Raw genomic sequence first — 18,277 nt, 5'->3', positions numbered from 1 at the left:
ATTGATTGGGTTGGAGTATTCCGTGGTGACTGCGTTTCCGTGGGGTTGTCAACATACACGAACATCGATGTGATTTTGATCGCATCGGTTGGCAAAGGAACGACTGTGAAACTTGGTTTGAAACTGCTCCACGCACTGCTGCTGGCAACGCTGGCTACGTCCAGTCTCGCCATGACCAAGTCCGAGTACGCGGCCGAAAAGCAGCGCATCGCCAATGAATACAAGTCGGCGATCCTGCATTGCCGAACTTTGGTGGGGAATGCACGCGATGTGTGCAAGCAGCAGGCGAAAGGGCGCGTGGCGGTGGGGAAGGCTCAACTCAAGGCTCGAGCGGAACCGAGTGCCAAGAGCCAATACAAGGTGGATATAGCAAAGGCCAAGGCGGCGAATTCTGTGGCGCGGGAGAAATGTGATGACCTGGTGGGCGAGGCCAGGGCGGTGTGCAATCAGCGCGCCAAGTCCAACTACGCGCGGGCCAGGGATCGAGCGGCGGCTTCGCGTTGATGGCTTGTTGGGTTGGACGCGCTCATTTGTTTGCGTCAGTTGCTTGCGGAGGTGGCGTATTGGTGTTGGGTTGGAGCAATGCTTGTGGGCCGCTCCAACTGCCCCGTCCAAGCCCCATAAACCCGCCTCGCTACCGCATGCAAAGCCGCCACGCGCGCATGCAAATTCTCCAGAATCTGCTTTTCACATTGGCATGACGGCCCGCTCGCGCACAGCTGCAGTTCGTGCCTGCCTTCTTCGCACCAGGCTTTGAGGCTTTCTGCGGTGACTTCCAAGTGGCCCTGGAAGGCCCAGTGTTTGCCGTGGCGGAAACCTTTGTTGAGGCAGTAGGTGCCGTACATGGTGCGGGTGGCGCCGCGTGGGATTTCGAAGGTGTCGTAGTGCCAGTTGAACATCATGGTGCGGACGGGGATGTTCAGGTCGTGTTGGGCATCGGGGGTGACCCAGATCTGGCTCCAGCCGATGTTGGGGCAGGCGTTGCGTGAGACTTGCGCGCCCATGGCGTGGGCTAGCATTTGTGCGCCGAAGCAGTGGCCGAGCACGGGCACGTCGCGGGCGAGGGCGGATTCCAGCAGGGCGCATTCGTCGTGCATCCAGTTGAGTCGCTCGTTCACTCCATGGTTGCTGCCGAGGATGATGATGCCGCGCCAGTCGCTGGCGTTGCGGGGCGTGGTGCCGTCTTCGGTGGGGAGGATGATTTCGTATGGAATGTCCTGCTGCTGCAGGTGCTCCAGCAGCACGCCGGGGCCTTGGTTGGTTTCGTGCTGCAGGATGGCGACGGGTTTCGTCATGAGGTGCTGGCTTGGCCTGTTTGCAAGCTGCGTGTTGCGATGGGGTCAATGTAGGAGTGCGTGCATCAAGGGCGGCTTCGATTGGCGGTGGCGGGCGTCAAGATGGTGTCAAGAGTGTCTTGATCAACGGGGCTGAATTACCAAGCGCGCTCGTCAAATTTGCGAGTTTGACGTGTTGAGATGCGTCATGAACTGACGTATTGGGTGTCATACTCGGCCGATGCGTTTTTCTGTTTTTGGAGCCGTGCCGCTCCTGATGGCTTCGGTTTCGTTCTCCACGTTTTCTTTGTCGGCGTCGGCTGAGTCGTTCCGCGATTGCCCGCAGTTCTTTCCGTCGCGCCCGCCCGTGGTCAAGAACATGCCGCGTCTGCGCGAGCTGTGCTTCAACGAGTTTGCGGTGCTGCATTCGGGCGAGACCAAGACGCCGCTGTATGTGGCGCAGCGCCTGAATGCGCGTGGTCTGGCGGCGGGTGCCAATATCAAGCGCAAGGACAAGTTCTATCCCGAGGCGCGTCTGCCGATGGCGGACCGGGCGCAGCTCGATGACTACAAGCGCTCGGGCTATTCGCGCGGGCACATGGCGGCTGCGGGCGACATGGGCACGGAGCAGGGCAAGGCGCAGAGTTTTTCTCTGGCCAACATGGTGCCGCAGGACCCCAAGCACAACGGCGGGGCGTGGGGGCTGATCGAGCAGGACACGCGCCGCTATATCCGACGCGCGGATGGCGATGTGTTCGTGATCACCGGGCCGGTGTTCGGCGCGTCATCGACCCAAACGATTGGCCAGAACCGCGTGCGCGTGCCCGAGGCGATCTTCAAGCTGGTCTACGACCCTGCGACCGGCAAGAGCTGGGTGCACTGGCAGGAAAATGCCGCAGCCACGCGCGTGACGCCGCCGATTTCCTATGCGGAATTCGTGCGACGCACGGGGCTGAATTTCCTCGGGGATTGAGCGAGGAAAAGAGGAAGGGGAAGGAGCGGGCTCAGGACCGGTTGCCTGCGGCAGCGGCGGCTGCGGCAGCTGCTGCACCGGCATCCGGCACGGCCACGGGCGCGACGGTCTTGTCCACGATGGGGCAGTCGTCGCTGGAGGGCGTGAACACCATGTGTGCGTCGGCGGTGAAGCGTTTTTTCACGGCCTGGGCGATGGGCTGGCGCAGGTCGACCGGGCTTTGCGTGCTCTGGAAAATCAGCTCTTCCTTGCCGTTGTAGACGGAATAGCACTCGGCCTGAGCCATTGCCGGGATGCAAGCGGCAGCGATCAGTGCCAGTGCGCTCAGATATTGGGTCATGTCGGGTTCACTCCCTCGCTTGAATTAAGTGGATTCTTTGGGTGGATTCTTCGGAATGCCCCGATTCTAAAAGCCGCAGCACAAATTGTTGCAATGCCGACCGGAGCGCTGGCAAATAAGCATGCGCGTGCGAGTCGGTGGAATGGGTGCGTCGGCAATGAGCCCATCTTGCCGATTGGGCTTGCCGACTCTTCTATGATTCAACGTTTTGGGGGCGTGCTTGACGGCTCCCGTTTTTGCCCTCGTCCGTGTGGGCGAAGGAAAGAGGAGCAAGGTATGAAGCCAAGGTTGGCAGTTGCGCTCGGCGCATTGGGCATCGCGGGCGCGATGGCACTTTCTGGTTGCGCGAGCAGCGACAAGACTGAGAAGAAGCCCGGTGCCAACGACATTGCGGCGCAGGTGAAGCAAAGCGTTTCGGAGTCGGGCGACAAGTTGGTGAGCATTCGCCCCTATCGCGTGAGTTGCAGCCAGGGGCAGCACAATCTGCAGAACACGTTCCAGTGCCCGATGATCGGTGCCGACTGGACCAGCGCGCGGCCCGGCATTGGTCGCCTGACGATAGGCGTGCCTGACCTGAAGGGGCAGGACGTGACCGGCGCGGATTTCCATCTGGGCGCGAGCGAGGTGGTTCGCGTGCGCAACAAGGCGTCGGTGCAGCCGAGCGGGTTGACTTATCCCGCAACATCGTTCGACGTGCCGCTCACCTTTGTCGAAAAGCTGGCCTACGGTCCGCGCACCTGGGTGCGTGTGTACACGGGCGAGCAGCGCTATATCGACGCGATGGTGAACAGCGGCGAAGACACGGCGCAAGCCGTCGAAGGGTTGGCGTATTTCATGCGATCGGTCGACACGAGCAGCGGCCGCTCGCCCAGCGACGTGGCGCGCGGTGGCGGTCTGTTCGATCGTCTGGGGCTGGGCGACGAAAAAGGCTCCAGCAACAGCAAGGGCGTGGAAGGCATGCATCCACGGTGATGCTTTCACCTTCGCCTGAACGCTGATCCATGTTCGAGGTCTTCCTCGCATTCCTGAAACTGGGGCTGACCTCTTTTGGCGGCCCCATCGCGCATCTGGGCTACTTTCGCGCGGAGTTCGTGGAGCGCCGCCGTTGGCTCGATGACCGCAGCTACACCGATCTGGTGGCGCTCTGCCAGTTTCTGCCGGGGCCTGCGAGCAGCCAGGTCGGCATGGCGCTGGGGATGAAGCGCGCTGGCTGGCCGGGCGCACTGGCCGCGTGGGTCGGCTTCACGTTGCCATCCGCGATTGCGCTGACGCTGTTTGCCTTGGGCGTGACGCATTGGACGGCGCTCGCGCAGTCGGGCGTCGTTCATGGTCTCAAAGTGGTGGCGGTCGCGGTGGTCGCGCAGGCGGTGATGGGCATGGCGCGGTCGTTGTGTCCTGATCGGTTGCGGGCGGGCATTGCGATTGCTGCGGCTGTGCTGGTGTTGCTGGTTCCTTATTCGGTCGCGCAGATTGCAGCCATGATCGCGGGTGCGTTGATTGGCCGATTTGCGTTGAATTTGCCGCCGAGTGCGGCGGTTGCGCAGGATGGTTTCGGCATCAGCAAGCGCGCAGGTGCTGTGTTGCTCGCCTTGTTTGTGGTGCTGTTGTTTGGCTTGCCGATGTGGGCCTCTGCGTTGCATTCGCGCTTGCTTTTGTTGGTCTCGGAGTTTTACACCGCTGGTTCCTTGGTGTTCGGTGGCGGGCATGTTGTGCTGCCGTTGCTGCAATCTGCGTTGGTGCCGATCACTTATCTGCACGACGATGTGTTCCTCGCGGGGTATGGTGCTGCGCAAGCGGTGCCGGGGCCGCTGTTCACGTTTGCGGCGTATCTGGGCGCGGTGTTGCCGGATTCCATGCAATGGGGTGGCGCATGGGGCAGTGCGCTCGTCATGCTGATGGCGATTTTTCTTCCGGCGTTTTTGCTGGTGATGGGTGCGTTGCCGTTCTGGCAAGTGCTGCGCGAGCGCCATGGCATTCAACGCGGCATGGCGGGTGTGAATGCCGCCGTGGTGGGTGTGTTGCTCGCGGCGTTGTATAGCCCGGTATGGACCAGCGCCATCCATTCGCGTGCCGACTTTGCTTTGGCATTGCTGGCGTTTGGATTGTTGGTGTTTGCGCGCTGGTCGCCGGTCTGGGTGGTGTTGCTGGCTGCAGCGGTGGGCTGGGCAGGGTGGCTCTGAAGCCTCCCTTTTTTACTTGCGTGCCCAAGTCTGCTGCAGCAGCATGCCGACGATCATCGACACCACGAAGATCACCACTTCCTTGTGCATGGTGAAGAGATTCATCAACGCCGGTCCGGGGCAGAAACCGGCCAGCCCCCAGCCGATGCCGAACATGGCCGAGCCGAGCAGCAGGCGCGTGTCGATCTTGGTGGCTTTGGGCAATTGCATGGGCTCGCCCAGCAGTGCGGTCTTGCGGCGCTTGGCCCAGGTGAAGGCGACGAGGCCCACGGCAATGGCGCCCACCATCACGAGTGCCAGTGAGGGATCCCAGGTGCCGAAGACATCGAGAAAATTCAGAACCTTGGCCGGATTGCCCATGCCGGACAGAATCAGGCCGAGACCAAAGATCAGCCCGGCAAAAAGTGCAGCGAGTATCGAAAGCATAGTGCGTGCTCCTTGCGATCAGTTCAGCACATGGCGCATCACGAACACGGTGAGCGCGCCAAAAAACATGAAGGTGAGCGTGGCTGCCAACGAGCGGCGCGACAGGCGCGAAATCCCGCAAACGCCATGACCGCTGGTGCAGCCCGACCCCAGCCGCGTGCCGAAGCCGACCAGCAGACCGGCGAGCACGATGATGCGCGGATTGCTGGGCAACTCCATCGCAGGCAAGGGTGCGAACAGTTGCCAAACGAACGGTGATGCCAGCAGCCCGACCATGAACGCGAGCCGCCAACCCCAGCCGAAGTAGTGCGCCCAAGCATCACGCTGCATGAGCGTGCCGAGAATGCCGCTGATGCCCGCAATGCGTCCAATCAGCACGATGAGCATGGCGCTTGCCACACCGATCAGCAGCCCGCCCGCGAGCGCGGGACCGGGCTGGAACGAGTCCCAGAGAATGGTGGTCATGCTTGCGCTCCTTTCGCGCAGAAAAGCCGGTGAGTGTGCGCAATGATAGAAACTTTGCGGCTCGCGCGTGGCGAGAGGTGCAAAGAGCCGCCCTTCAACGTTCGACTTGGATCTGTTCGAGATGCTGTGTGAGTGTGGCTTTGGAGAGTTCGCCGGAACGCACCGCCACCTGCTTGCCTTGTGCGTCGAAGAACAGCGTGGTCGGCAGTGCGCGCTGCTGCACCATGCGGCTCAGGCTTTCTTCGCCATCGAGCACCACGCTTTCCGGTGACATGCCGATCTGCTGCACGTAGCGCAGCACGGCCTCAGGCTTTTCGCCCTGATTGACGTAGACGAAGCGCACATTGGGATGGGTTTTTTGCGCCTCCATCAGCACCGGCATTTCGCGTCGGCAGGGCGGGCACCAAGTGGCCCAGAGGTTGACGACCACGGGCTGGCCCTTCAACGCGGGCAAGGAAACGGATTTCGCATCGAGCGCCACGCCGGTGAACTGCGGCAGGCTTGCGTTGCCGGGTGCGAGCAGAGAAAGACCCGCAGAACCACCCAGCCAGATCGCGGCAAACAACGCAGTGCCAACCGTCACGGCCTTCGCCACTTTGCTTTGCGCCACCCACAGCGCGAGAACGTAGATGCCGATGGCGACCAGTCCGGCAATGGGCTCCCAGCCGCCGTCACGGATGTCGATGATGCTCCAGGCATTGCTGCCATAGGCCGAGGCATATTGCGCGACGAACGCAAGACGTGCGGCGACAAGGCCCGTCAGCGCGATCAGCCAGATATGCCGCTCGATCTTCAAACCCTGCTTGCGCGCGATTCTTTCCGCGAGATGCGTTGCGGCAAACCAGCCGACGATGAAAACGATGAGGAGCCACGGAAGAGTGAGTGGCCCCAGTTGCAGTGTTTGCCCCATGGGATATTGCTTTGCTTGTTAGGTTTTAACCAAAGCATATCGACCACGTTGCAAACACTTGGTTCCCTGCGGGGAATGCGTGAGTAGCTCAGGCCAGTGTCATCAGGCTTGCATTGCCGCCCGCAGCCGCCGTGTTCACGCTGAGTGCACGTTCAAGCACCAGGCGTTCCAGCGCCACGCGGTCATCGTTGCCCACATGGGTCACGCCGATGATCGCGCCTTGGCGTTGGGCGATTTGCTCGCACAGGTTCTGCAGCGATGCTTCATCGCCCGCATGCAGCACGGCATCGAAATGCACGTTCTCGCGCGTCCAGTCATTGGCGAGCACGATGCGTTGTTGCACTGCTGCTGGAAGCTGTGTGTGCAAGGCCTGCGCGGCACTGGGCCACAGCGCTTGCGATCCGACGGCGAGCACGGCGCTCAGTTGGACGAGCAGCGCATCGTCGGTGCCGGCAATGCACAGCACCTGCTCGCGCGGCAGCACACGGTATTCGTTACGCTCGCCCGTGGGGCCGGGCAGGGTGCACAGCATGCCTGCGCAGGCCGATTGCGCATGCGCTGCGCAGGCTGCGGAAACGCGCGTGCGCTGGTGCTTTTGCGCCCAGTCGCTCAGGGATTGCAGTGGCGCTTGCAGAGCGCGTTGTGCGGTCAGGTCAGGCACCTTGGCGGCGGTGCGTGCAAGTGCTGTGCGTGCGGCGCTCGCGGGATGACGCGTCATCAGACGCAGCATGTAGAGCGGGCCACCGGCCTTGGGGCCTGTGCCCGAAAGGCCTTCGCCGCCGAACGGCTGCACGCCCACTACTGCGCCGACGATGTTGCGGTTCACATAGACATTGCCTGCCTGCGCACGTTCGATGACCTTGTTCACCGTTTCGTCAATGCGCGTGTGCAGACCTTGCGTGAGGCCGTAGCCCGTGCCGTTGATCTGGTCCAGCAACTGGTCGAGGTTTTCGCGTTCGTAGCGCACCAGGTGCAGCACGGGGCCGAACACTTCGCGTCCCAGATCGGCAATGCTGTTCAGGCTGATCAGCGTGGGTTTGACGAAGCTGCCGTGGGCCAGTTCGGCGGCACGCACATCCGACTGGTACACGTCGTGGCCCTTGCCGCGCATGCGTTCGATGTGCGACTCGATGGTGCCGCGCGCTTCTTCATCGATCACCGGGCCCATGTCCACGGCCAGACGCGTGGTGTTGCCCACATGCAGCTCCTCCATCGCGCCGCGCAGCATGGTGGTCACGCGGTCGGCCACGTCGGCTTGCACGCACAGCACGCGCAGTGCGGAGCAGCGTTGGCCTGCGCTGTCGAATGCGGATGACACGACATCGACGACCACTTGCTCGACCAATGCCGACGAGTCCACGATCAGCGCGTTCTGCCCGCCGGTCTCTGCAATCAGCGGAATCGGTTGGCCATGCGCATCGAAGCGCTTGGAAAGATTGCGCTGCAGAATGCGCGCGACTTCGGTCGATCCGGTGAACATCACGCCCATCACGCGCGCGTCACCCACGAGCGCCGCGCCCACGGTTTCGCCGCGACCGGGAAGCAGTTGCACAGCGGCTTCGGGCACGCCTGCGCGATGCAGCAGACGCACTGCATAGGCGGCGATCAGCGGGGTTTGCTCTGCGGGTTTTGCCAGCACGGTGTTGCCTGCGGCCAGCGCTGCAGACACCTGACCCATGAAGATCGCGAGCGGGAAATTCCAGGGGCTGATGCAAGTGACCGGACCGAGCGGCGCATAGCTTGCCGCATCGCTTTGCAGCAGCTCGGCCTGCGCGGCGTAGTAGCGCAGAAAGTCCACGGCTTCGCGCACTTCGGCGACGGCATTGGCCGCTGTCTTGCCCGCTTCGCGCATGGTGAGCGCGATCAGCGGCAGCAGTTCGGCTTCGAGCAGATCGGCGGTTGTGCACAGCAGCGCTGCGCGTTCGGTGGGAGCGGTTGCGCCCCATGCGGATTGAATGGATTGGGCGGCGTTCAACGCGGCGTCCACATCGGCTTGCGTCGCTTCCTGCACTTGGCCGACGACTTCGCGGCGGTCGGCTGGATTGGTGATGTTGATGACCGCGCCTTGGCTTTGGTGACCGGCGATCAGCGGCACGGCGTTGTAGGGCTGAGTGGCGCTGGCCTGCAATGCAGCGTCGATGTGGGCGAGCACGAATTCGTTGGACAGATCGAGGCCGGCGGAGTTGCGGCGATCGGCACCATACAGCGCGGGCGGCAGCGGAATGCGCGGGTGCGGCAGCGCGGACGTGCCTTCTTTTTGCGTGTCGGCATCGACGGTGGCGACCGGGTTTTCGATCAGCGATTCGAGCGGCAGATGGTTGTCGGCCACGCGGTTCACGAACGAGGTGTTCGCGCCGTTTTCCAGCAGACGGCGAACGAGGTAGGCAAGCAGCGTTTCGTGCGTGCCGACCGGTGCATACACGCGGCAAGGGCGGCCGAGCTTGCCCGGCTTGGAGCCGACCACCTGTTCATACAGCGGCTCGCCCATGCCGTGCAGGCACTGGAATTCATATTGGCCGGGCGCGTAGGTGGCGGGGTCGGCCAGCGTGTAGATGGTGGCCAGTGTCTGCGCGTTGTGCGTGGCGAACTGCGGGTAGATCGCATCGGGTGCGGCCAGCAGTTTGCGGGCGCAGGCGATGTACGAAACATCGGTGTGCGACTTGCGCGTGTAGACGGGATAGTCGCTCAGACCATCGACCTGCGCGCGCTTGATTTCGCTGTCCCAGTATGCTCCCTTGACCAGTCGCACCATCAGGCGATGCTGCGTGCGGCGCGCCAGATCGACCACGAAATCGATCACGAACGGGCAGCGCTTTTGATACGCCTGAATCACGAAGCCGATGCCCTTGAAACCGGCAAGCGAAGGCTCGTGGCAGAGCTTTTCCAGCAGGTCGAGCGAGAGTTCGAGTCGGTCGGCTTCTTCCGCATCGATGTTCAGGCCGATGTCGTATTGGCGCGCGATGTTGGCGAGCTGCAGCACGCGCGGGTACAGCTCGTCCATCACACGCTGGTGCTGCGCGCGGCTGTAGCGCGGGTGCAGGGCACTGAGCTTGATCGAGATGCCGGGGCCTTCGTACACGCCACGGCCGTTCGACGCACGGCCGATGGTGTTGATCGCATCCACATACGACTGCATGTAGCGCTCTGCGTCCTCGGCGGTGAGTGCGGCTTCGCCCAGCATGTCGTAGGAATAGCGGAATCCCTCGGCCTCCAGCGGCGCAGCGTGCTTGAGCGCTTCGGCGATGGTCTCGCCCGTCACGAACTGCTCGCCCATCATGCGCATCGCCATGTCCACCCCCTTGCGGATCAGCGGCTCGCCGCCGCGCGCGGTGAGGCGGCGCAGCGCGTCCTTCAAGCCGCCTTCGCTGTGCGTGGAGACCAGCTTGCCTGTGATGAGCAGACCCCAGGTGGCGGCGTTCACGAACAACGACGGGCTCTTGCCGAGGTGACGATCCCAGTCGCCGTTGCTGATCTTGTCGCGGATCAGCGCATCGCGCGTGGCGGCGTCGGGGATGCGCAGCAGCGCCTCGGCCAGACACATCAGGGCCACGCCTTCCTGCGAAGACAGCGCGAATTCCTGCAGCAGACCTTGCACGATGCCCGCGCGCCCCTGGTCCGATTTGCGCTCGCGAAGATTGCGCGCCAACTGCAGTGCCAGATCGTGCACGGCACCTTGTTGGTTGGCGGGCACACGGGCCATTTCAAGCAGCGAGGCGATGGCCTCGGGCTCGGAAATCCGGTAGGCACGGGTGATGGACTGACGCAAGGCGTCATCGTGCTGTGCGCGGGGTGCGAAAGCGGCGGAGATGGACGCGGGGATGGAAGCGGTCATGGGCAGGGCGGAGGTGTTCATGATCGGTGGAGGCGGTAAAGGCGTTTGTGCCGGTTCGTGAATTCAGTATGTGGCGATCATCCTTGTTTTGCGACAGAATTAATGTTCAAAATATAGGCCAGAAAGACGAATAATTCATTTTTAAAACGGTGGTGAGTAGTGGAAATAGACAGGATCGACAGAAAAATACTGAATATCCTCCAGCGTGATGGCCGGATTGCCAATCTCAAGCTGGCCGAAGAGGTGACCCTGTCGCCCACCGCCGTGCTCGCGCGCGTGCAGCGGCTGACGCGGGATGGCTACATATTGGGATACGAGGCGCGGCTCAATCCCTTGCTGCTAGGGGCGGGGATGCTGGTGTTCGTCGAGGTACTGCTGGACCGGACCACGCCGCATGTGTTCGAGCAATTCAACGCCGCTGTGCAGACGCGGCCCGAAATCATGGAGTGCCATCTGGTGGCGGGCGGCTTCGACTATCTGCTCAAGACCCGGCAGGCCGACATGGAGGCCTATCGCCGGTTTGCGGGCGAGGTGCTGTGGCAATTGCCGGGCATCCGCGAGACCCGGACCTACGCAGTGATGGAGGAGGTGAAGAACTCCACCCATTTGCATGTTTCTGGATGAGCGGGCTTTCTAGTTGATAACCGCTATGGCTTTTGACACGGGTGTAGCAATAATGGATGCATGACGGCACTTGAACGCCAGTCTCTTCGAAGGGAGAACGATATGACAAAGTCTTCGATTTCACGCGCAGGTGGCTTGCTGGTGGCAGGCGTGCTCGGCGCGCTGGCGGCATCTCATGCGCAGGCGGCTTGCTATGAACTTTACAGTTCAAAGAACGAGCTGGTCTATCGTTCCACGCGTTCGCCGGTCGATCTGTCGCGCCCCCTGCATCAGACCGTGCCGACATTCGCACCGGGGACCAAGATGGTTTTCACGCCCAATAGCCAAGGATGCGAGATCGAGATCAACAAGGTGCAGCCGCCAACGCAGGCCATTGTGGAGATCGAGGGCGCGGGATTCCGCACCATGAGCCCGCGCGAGCCGCGCCGTGGCGGACGCAGCTGAGTGACTTAGTCGTCGGGTTTTGTAAGTTTTGAGCGACAGGGCGAGGCGGCCTTCCGAGGTATTGCAATCGGATACAAGCCGCTTAACACAGGCTCTGCAACTTTCAGACACAACAAATGTCAAAGATCATGACATCCTGAATGGCATGTCGCGCGTTATGGAGTCAGAACCCAAAACGCCGAATCGGTGAGTGGCTGCAAAACCAGCAGACCTCGCCATTGTTCCAAGGAGAATTTCATGATCCAACGTCGCTCTCTGTATGCCCTGATTGCCAGCGCTGGCGTGGCTTTGGCAATGCTGGTCACCTCCGGCGCTGCACATGCCCACGGCGGCGGTGTGTCCTGGTCGGTGGGCATCGGCTCTCCCGGTGTCGCCATCGGTGTGGCGTCGCCCCAGCCTTACTACGCACCACCACCGGTGTACTACGCACCTCAGCCGGTCTATGTTGCGCCGCCACCTCCGGTGTATTACCGTCCTGCGCGACCGGTTTATTACGCCCCGCCGGTCGTGGTGGCACCTCCTGCCGTGTACTACGGCGGGGGATACCGCGGTGGCTATGGTCACGGTCATCGTCACCATGACCGTCACTACGATCGTCGCGGTCGCGATTGGCGTTGATTTCCTCATTGCCTTCAGCACCTACGGCCCTTCGGGGCCGTTTTGCGTTGTGGGCGCACGATAATGGGGGCTGACAAGCCGCCGACCATTCGAGAAATCATTCGATGATGAGTTCGCGGCGATTTCATCTCAGCATCAGAAGAACGCCATGACCCAGACCGTCTTCGTCCTCAACGGACCCAATCTGAACCTGCTCGGCACCCGTGAACCTGCGGTGTACGGATCGCAGACGCTGGCCGATGTCGAGCAGCTCTGCGCGATCGCCTGCAAGCGCCACGGCTTCGATCTGGTGTTCCGTCAGAGCAACCATGAAGGCGAGCTGGTGGACTGGATTCACGAGGCGGGCCGTCTGCATGCCCAGGGCAAGCTGCGCGGTCTGGTGTTCAATGCCGCTGCGTACACGCACACCAGTGTGGCGTTGCTCGATGCGGTCAAAGGCACGGGTGTGCCGTTGATCGAGCTGCACATCAGCAATGTGCATGCGCGCGAGGCGTTCCGCCATCACTCCTATCTGTCCGCCGCCGCCAAGGCCGTGATGTGCGGCTTCGGCGTGGCGGGTTACGGTCTGGCCATCGAGGCAATGGCAGGATGGACCGCGTGAAGTTCTGGGAAGATCAGGAAGTCGCACGCCTGCCGCTGCCCGCATCGGCCGTGCGGCTGGAAGCCGCCGCGACGGTGCATCGCACATCTCACAGTGCGGGCAACATCGTCTGGCATGTCTGGGGCGAACTGGCCGAGGGTGATCTGCCGCTGGTGCTGTTCCACGGCGGCAGCGGAAGCTGGTTGCACTGGCTGCGCAATATCGACGATCTGGTGGCCGCAGGTCGCCAGGTGTGGGCTGTCGATCTGCCGGGCTTTGGTGACTCGGATGCGCCCGAATCCGGCGGCGATGCCGACGCGCTGGTCGAACCGCTTTACGCCAGCATGCGCGAGCTGTTCGGCATGCAGCAGTGCGATCTGGTGGGCTTTTCGTTCGGTGGGCTGACGGCGGGTTTGCTGACGTCGGCGCACCCGGAAATCGCGCGCCAACTCGTGTTGGTGGGCGCTCCTGCGATGGGCGTGGTGCCCGAGCAGCAATATCGTTTGAAGGCCTGGCGTCATCTGCCGCCGGAGTCGCAACTCAACGCGCACCGCTTCAATCTCGGCGCGCTCATGTTTTACGACACGGCGGTGATCGAAGGCGATGCGCTGTCTGTGCATGTCAACAACGTCACGCGCGACCGCATGCAGCGCCGCCGCCTTGCACGTACCGACATCCTCGCGCGCTCGCTGCCGAATGTGACTTGCCCTGTGCATGCCATCTACGGCGCAAACGACTCGCTCTACAAGGCCTGGATTGCCGCGCTGCAAGAGGCCTACGCGAAGGCCGTGCCGGATTTCCGGGGGCTGGAGCTGATCCCGCAAAGCGGCCATTGGGTGCAGTTCGAGAGCCCCGAGGCTTTCAAACAGGCACTGCTGGAAGCGTTGAAAGACGGCGAGAAAGTTTGATCCGATGAGCACGCCGCAGATCGATGAACGCGAGGTGGAGTTCAAGGCCATTCGTGCGCAAGGCGCGGGCGGCCAGAACGTCAACAAGGTATCGAGCGCCATGCATTTGCGTTTCGATGTGCAGGCGTCGTCGCTGCCCGATGACATCAAAGAGCGCCTGCTTGCGTTGAACGATCAGCGGCTCACGCAGGACGGCGTCATCGTCATCAAGGCCCAGCAATTCCGCACGCAGGAGGCCAATCGGCTCGATGCGCTGCAGCGCCTGCAGGAACTGGTGGACACCGTGGCCGTCACCCGCCGCGCGCGCCGCGCGACCAAGCCCACCTGGGGATCGCAGCAACGGCGCTTGCAGACCAAGACACAGCGTTCGAGCATCAAAGCGGGACGCGGACGCTTGCGCGACGGTTTCTGATCAGGTGCTCAGTGGTTCGGTGTGAAGCACATCGAGATCAACGACACCACGGGCGGAATCACAAAGCACCACATGCCGATGACGAAGTAGGCTACAGCACCAAGTGCGCAGCCGATCGCGAAAATGCCGATGGCAGGCAGCATCTTGCGCAGGCGCTGAACGGCAGCGGTGCGGGCATCGCCTTGCACGCCTTTGAAGAGGTCGGCCAGATCCATCATCACCTGCGTCGTGTTGCCGGTCATCAGTGTGGCGGGCGGGGCGGTGGCGATGTGGATGCGCTGCATGGCATTCTGAATGGCCATGGCGCTGACCATCAGCATGCCGCCCCAGAACGCGGGCCAAACGTTGGAATCGGGGAAAGGGCCGAAGGCGATCATCACCCATGCGGCGAGGATCAGCAGCACGGTCTTGGCACTGATGATGGCGCGGATCGGTGGCTTGCCGCTCTCATCGAGAGCGCTGCTCGCAAGGCGTGTGAGAAAGACGAACAGACAGAACACCGGCAACGCCGCGACCTTGGCCCAGGCGCCTGATGTTCCATGCACCAGCGATGCGCCGAGCGTGACGAAATTGCCGGTGACGTGTGCGGTGAAAAGGCCGTGCAACGCAAGAAAGCCGACCGTGTCCACATAGCCTGCATTGAAGCCAAGCAATGAGGTGAACTGGGGCAATGCGGGAGTGGAGACGGGTGCGGTCAAGATCGGAATTTTGCGTGTTTGTGCATGGGTGAATGGACGTTGCTGGTTCAAGCTGCGACGCGTTCGCGTTCTTTCAGGTCCAACCATGCGACCAGCAGAAAGCCGCCGATCAGGCCCAGATGTTCGTAGAACGAGTTGGCAGCGCCAAAACGTTCGGGGCCGACGGGCAGTTCCCAGTAGCGCAGAGCGATGAAGGTGGCCATCAGCGTGAAACCTGCGAGGGCCAACGCGCCAAGCCAGCGCATCCAGCCTGTGAGGATCAGGGCCGATGCGCCCAGTTCCAGAATGATCACCAGCACCGCGAACACGCCAGCGGGTGCGAGGCCGAAGTGGTTCATTTCGCCCAAAGCGCCGTTGAAATCGGTGAGCTTGTTGAAGCCGCCTTGCAGATACGCCGCGCACAGCCCGAGGTAGGCGAGAAAGCGGATCGCGTTGCTGCCAAGAACCGGCCGCGCCAAGGCGGCCAGTTTGCTGCTGAAGGACTGTGGGGTGGACATGTGCGTTCAGGTGCGCTGTGGCATCACATCCAGCACGAGCAGCCCAGCGCGCCGAAGAAGCCCTTGGGGTCGGACGCGGGAATGCTAGAGCCCCAGGCCTTGGCGTGGCTGTGGCCATGCAGGCCGCAACTGTTGGCGCAGCCGCACAGCGATTGGTAGCGCGCTGCGGTCAGCGAGTTCTTGCCAGCACCTTCTGGTTCGCCCCATGCGGCATAACCACCGTAGCGGCGCACGGGCGACCAGTCGGGCATGGCGGGTGGCAGCGGGTTGTCGTCGAGCGACGCGAAGTCTCCAGCGCCGTAGACGATGCGTCCACCGACCACGGTGAGCTCGGATGTCATGAACGAGATGTCGTCCTCGGGCACCTTGAAGAAGTCCTTGTCGGGCACGATCATGTCGCCGAACTGACCGGCCGCGATCTGGCCGCGCTTGCCGACTTCGTTGGAAAACCAGGCCACGTTCTCGGTCCACATGCGCAGCGCGGTTTCGCGGTCGAGCAGGTTGCGCTCGGGGTACATCTTCATGCCGCCCACGGTTTTGCCGGTGATCATCCACGACAGCGACACCCACGGGTTGTACGAGGCCACGCGCGTGGCATCGGTGCCGGCGGAAATCTTCACGCCTTTTTCAAGAATGCGTTTGATGGGCGGCGTGGCTTCGGCGGCACGCGCGCCGTAGCGCTCGGTGAAGTACTCGCCCTGATAGGCCATGCGGTGCTGCACGGCGATGCCGCCACCGAGCGCCGCGATGCGGTCGATGGATTTGTCCGAGATGGTTTCCGCATGGTCGAAGAACCAGTTGAGTCCGGTGAATGGGATCTCCCTGTTCACCTGCTCGAACACATCGAGCGCGCGGGAAATGGTTTCGTCGTACGTGGCGTGCAGACGCCAAGGCCACTTGTTCTGCGCCAGGATGCGCACCACATCGGCCAGCTCGGTTTCCATCTGCGGCGGCATGTCGGGGCGGGGCTGGCGGAAGTCCTCGAAGTCGGCGGCCGAGTACACCAGCATTTCACCCGCACCGTTGTGGCGGAAGTAGTCGTTGCCCTGCTTGTAGGTGACGTCCGAGGTCCACTTGAGAAAGTCTTCCTTCTCTTGCTTGGGCTTTTGTGTGAACAGGTTGTAGGCCAGACGCACGGTGATCTGCTTGTCCTTGTCGAGCTGCTGGATCACTTGGTAATCTTCGGGGTAGTTTTGCGAGCCGCCGCCCGCATCTATCACGCCGGTCACACCGAGGCGGTTCAACTCGCGCATGAAGTGGCGCGTGGAGTTGATCTGGTAGTCGAGCGGCAGCTTCGGGCCCTTGGCGAGCGTCGCATACAGAATCGTGGCGTTGGGCTTGGCCAGCAGCAGGCCGGTGGGGTTGCCGTTTGCATCGCGCACGATTTCGCCGCCCGGTGGTTCGGGCGTGTCTTTGGTGTAGCCCGCAGCGCGCAAGGCCGCGCCGTTGAGCAATGCGCGGTCATACAGGTGCAGTAGAAACACGGGCGTATCGGGCGCGACGGCGTTGATTTCTTCGAGCGTGGGCAGGCGCTTTTCAACGAACTGGAGCTCCGTGAAACCGCCCACGACGCGCACCCATTGCGGCGCGGGCGTGTTGGCCACCTGTTGCTTGAGCATCTCCATCGCATCGGCCAGTGAACGCACGCCGTCCCAGCGCAGTTCGAGGTTGTAGTTCAGGCCACCACGGATCACGTGCGTGTGGTTGTCCGTCAGGCCCGGCAGAACACTGCGGCCCTTGAGGTCCACCTTGCGCGTGCCGCTCTCGGCAAGCAGCAGCACTTCTTCATCGCTGCCCACGGCCACGAACTTGCCGTCCTTGATCGCCACAGCGGTGGCCACGGGGTTGCTGCGGTCCAGCGTGGTGATGCGGGCGTTATGGAAAATGATGTCTGGTTGGGTGTTGGACATGTCTTTGTTTCCAAAAATGGATGAAGAAGCTGCGCAGCCAAGGCGCGCGCAGGCTGGCGTCAGCTGTGGGTGTCTGCTGGCTTGTCTGATTTGCAGGAGGAGTCTGTAGCGCCGTGGCGTCCGGGCAGCGAGCCGAGCACGTGGTCGGTGGCCTTGGTTTGCGTGCACGCAGATTTGAAGGTGTCGCCCGCGAGCAGCTGTTTGCCGACGGGGATGATCTGCTCGCCGATGAGGATGCCCAGCAGACCCACGAGCGCGATCATGGGCGGGGCGGGGGAGCGCACGCTGAGCAGGCTGTAGATGATGCCGACCAGCAGGCCAGCGCCTAGCGACAAGGCGTAAAGCTTCATGGGTGTCTCCTGTGGACGAGGAATTGCACCGGGCGACACGCTGCATCGGCATCGATGCAGCGTGCTCATTCAAACGACCGAGAAGTCGGAACTCACTTGGCAGGGTTCGGGCCGATGGTGTCGCCGTGCTTCACGCGCTCGGCGGCCTTGTGCACCATGGTGTAGCAGTAGTCCACGCCCATGCCGTAGGCGCCGGAGTGTTCACGCACGATGTCCATCACGGCATCGTAGGTGTCGCGTTTGGCCCAGTCGCGCTGCCATTCGAGCAGCACTTGCTGCCAGGTGACGGGCACCACACCGGCCTGCACCATGCGGTCCATGGCGTACTTGTGCGCATCCACCGATGTGCCGCCCGATGCATCGGCCACCATGTAGATTTCGTAGTCGGCATCCTTGATGGCGCTGAGCGCGAAAGTGATGTTGCAGACCTCCGTCCACAGACCCGACACCACGATCTTCTTGCGCTTGTTGGCGGCCAACGCATCACGCACGTTCTGGTCGTCCCACGAATTCATCGAGGTACGCTCCAGCAGCTTGTGGGTGGGGTACACGCTGAGCAGTTCGGGGTAGGTGTGGCCCGAGAAGCTGTCTGTTTCCACCGTGGTGATGGTGGTGGGAACGTTGAACACCTTGGCCGCCTTGGCCAGACCAACGACATTGTTCTTGAGCGTCTGGCGGTCGATCGACTGCACGCCGAACGCCATTTGCGGCTGCTGGTCGATGAAGATCAACTGGCAGTTGTCGGGTGTGAGCACGTCGAGATGGAAGTTGGCCATGTGGATTCCTTGGTGAAGAAGAAGCGGGAGGTGGCGGTGGTTGGCAGTGGTTGTAGGTGT

The 18,277-nt window shown here is 62.3% G+C and carries 21 protein-coding genes; 10 read left to right on the top strand and 11 right to left on the bottom strand.

Features of this window, described 5'->3' with window-relative positions:
* Positions 1–69: 69 nt before the first annotated feature.
* Positions 70–504, top strand: a complete 435-nt coding sequence (locus G7048_RS00970) for a hypothetical protein (protein ID WP_166066374.1) — start codon at positions 70–72, stop codon at positions 502–504.
* 35 nt (positions 505–539) lie between these two features.
* Here the strand turns inward: G7048_RS00970 and G7048_RS00965 are convergent, their stop codons facing one another.
* Positions 540–1,295, bottom strand: a complete 756-nt coding sequence (locus tag G7048_RS00965; RefSeq protein WP_166066373.1) for a type 1 glutamine amidotransferase — start codon at positions 1,293–1,295, stop codon at positions 540–542.
* 256 nt (positions 1,296–1,551) lie between these two features.
* On the opposite strand from G7048_RS00965, the gene G7048_RS00960 reads away from it, so the two are divergent.
* Positions 1,552–2,247, top strand: a complete 696-nt coding sequence (locus G7048_RS00960) for a DNA/RNA non-specific endonuclease (protein WP_240933119.1) — start codon at positions 1,552–1,554, stop codon at positions 2,245–2,247.
* Positions 2,248–2,278: 31 nt separating this feature from the next.
* Here the strand turns inward: G7048_RS00960 and G7048_RS00955 are convergent, their stop codons facing one another.
* On the bottom strand, positions 2,279–2,587 hold the full coding sequence (locus tag G7048_RS00955) for a hypothetical protein (RefSeq protein WP_166066371.1): 309 nt from the start codon (positions 2,585–2,587) through the stop codon (positions 2,279–2,281).
* A gap of 276 nt (positions 2,588–2,863) precedes the next feature.
* Here G7048_RS00955 and G7048_RS00950 point away from each other — a divergent pair, with 276 nt between their 5' ends.
* On the top strand, positions 2,864–3,559 hold the full coding sequence (locus tag G7048_RS00950; protein ID WP_166066370.1) for a hypothetical protein: 696 nt from the start codon (positions 2,864–2,866) through the stop codon (positions 3,557–3,559).
* Positions 3,560–3,588: 29 nt separating this feature from the next.
* Complete coding sequence (gene chrA, locus G7048_RS00945; RefSeq protein WP_166066369.1) at positions 3,589–4,767, top strand: chromate efflux transporter; 1,179 nt, start codon at positions 3,589–3,591, stop codon at positions 4,765–4,767.
* 12 nt (positions 4,768–4,779) lie between these two features.
* Here the strand turns inward: chrA and G7048_RS00940 are convergent, their stop codons facing one another.
* From G7048_RS00940 to putA, 4 genes are all read right to left on the bottom strand, one after another.
* Entirely contained in the window at positions 4,780–5,193 is a 414-nt protein-coding gene (locus G7048_RS00940) for a YeeE/YedE family protein (RefSeq protein WP_166066368.1), read from the bottom strand.
* 18 nt (positions 5,194–5,211) lie between these two features.
* The gene (locus tag G7048_RS00935; RefSeq protein ID WP_166066367.1) at positions 5,212–5,658 is read right to left on the bottom strand and encodes a YeeE/YedE family protein; all 447 of its coding nucleotides are present in this window, start codon (positions 5,656–5,658) and stop codon (positions 5,212–5,214) included.
* A gap of 94 nt (positions 5,659–5,752) precedes the next feature.
* The gene (locus tag G7048_RS00930) at positions 5,753–6,568 is read right to left on the bottom strand and encodes a TlpA disulfide reductase family protein (RefSeq protein ID WP_166066366.1); all 816 of its coding nucleotides are present in this window, start codon (positions 6,566–6,568) and stop codon (positions 5,753–5,755) included.
* 88 nt (positions 6,569–6,656) lie between these two features.
* Positions 6,657–10,421, bottom strand: coding sequence for a trifunctional transcriptional regulator/proline dehydrogenase/L-glutamate gamma-semialdehyde dehydrogenase (gene putA, locus G7048_RS00925; RefSeq protein WP_240933118.1), 3,765 nt, complete (start codon positions 10,419–10,421; stop codon positions 6,657–6,659).
* A 138-nt stretch (positions 10,422–10,559) separates the two neighbouring features.
* Between putA and G7048_RS00920 the strand changes: the two genes are divergently transcribed.
* From G7048_RS00920 to arfB, 6 genes are all read left to right on the top strand, one after another.
* Complete coding sequence (locus G7048_RS00920) at positions 10,560–11,024, top strand: Lrp/AsnC ligand binding domain-containing protein (RefSeq protein WP_166066365.1); 465 nt, start codon at positions 10,560–10,562, stop codon at positions 11,022–11,024.
* 102 nt (positions 11,025–11,126) lie between these two features.
* Entirely contained in the window at positions 11,127–11,468 is a 342-nt protein-coding gene (locus G7048_RS00915) for a hypothetical protein (RefSeq protein WP_166066364.1), read from the top strand.
* 237 nt (positions 11,469–11,705) lie between these two features.
* Positions 11,706–12,086, top strand: a complete 381-nt coding sequence (locus tag G7048_RS00910; protein ID WP_166066363.1) for a hypothetical protein — start codon at positions 11,706–11,708, stop codon at positions 12,084–12,086.
* Positions 12,087–12,234: 148 nt separating this feature from the next.
* Positions 12,235–12,687, top strand: coding sequence for a type II 3-dehydroquinate dehydratase (aroQ, locus tag G7048_RS00905; RefSeq protein ID WP_166066362.1), 453 nt, complete (start codon positions 12,235–12,237; stop codon positions 12,685–12,687).
* A complete protein-coding gene (locus tag G7048_RS00900; protein ID WP_371747603.1) occupies positions 12,684–13,574 on the top strand; it encodes an alpha/beta fold hydrolase in 891 nt (296 codons plus the stop codon). The genes aroQ and G7048_RS00900 overlap by 4 nt, the downstream gene beginning before the upstream one ends.
* Positions 13,575–13,578: 4 nt before the next feature.
* Complete coding sequence (gene arfB, locus G7048_RS00895; RefSeq protein WP_166066360.1) at positions 13,579–13,986, top strand: alternative ribosome rescue aminoacyl-tRNA hydrolase ArfB; 408 nt, start codon at positions 13,579–13,581, stop codon at positions 13,984–13,986.
* Positions 13,987–13,994: 8 nt separating this feature from the next.
* Here arfB and G7048_RS00890 read toward each other — a convergent pair whose 3' ends face one another.
* From G7048_RS00890 to G7048_RS00870, 5 genes are all read right to left on the bottom strand, one after another.
* A complete protein-coding gene (locus tag G7048_RS00890; protein ID WP_240933117.1) occupies positions 13,995–14,684 on the bottom strand; it encodes a YoaK family protein in 690 nt (229 codons plus the stop codon).
* Between the two features lie 47 nt (positions 14,685–14,731).
* Positions 14,732–15,181 carry a DoxX family protein gene (locus G7048_RS00885; RefSeq protein ID WP_166066357.1) on the bottom strand — a complete coding sequence of 150 codons (450 nt, stop codon included), beginning with the start codon at positions 15,179–15,181 and terminating at the stop codon, positions 14,732–14,734.
* Between the two features lie 23 nt (positions 15,182–15,204).
* Positions 15,205–17,091: an amidohydrolase gene (locus tag G7048_RS00880; RefSeq protein ID WP_166066356.1), complete on the bottom strand. Its 1,887-nt coding sequence runs from the start codon at positions 17,089–17,091 to the stop codon at positions 15,205–15,207.
* 59 nt (positions 17,092–17,150) lie between these two features.
* Positions 17,151–17,441 carry a XapX domain-containing protein gene (locus G7048_RS00875; RefSeq protein ID WP_166066355.1) on the bottom strand — a complete coding sequence of 97 codons (291 nt, stop codon included), beginning with the start codon at positions 17,439–17,441 and terminating at the stop codon, positions 17,151–17,153.
* A gap of 92 nt (positions 17,442–17,533) precedes the next feature.
* Positions 17,534–18,217, bottom strand: a complete 684-nt coding sequence (locus tag G7048_RS00870; RefSeq protein ID WP_166066354.1) for a hydrolase — start codon at positions 18,215–18,217, stop codon at positions 17,534–17,536.
* Between the last annotated feature and the right edge of the window lie 60 nt (positions 18,218–18,277).

Source organism: Diaphorobacter sp. HDW4B (genome assembly GCF_011305535.1).
Taxonomy (GTDB): domain Bacteria; phylum Pseudomonadota; class Gammaproteobacteria; order Burkholderiales; family Burkholderiaceae_C; genus Diaphorobacter_A.
This window is presented reverse-complemented; position numbering and strand designations above follow the sequence as displayed.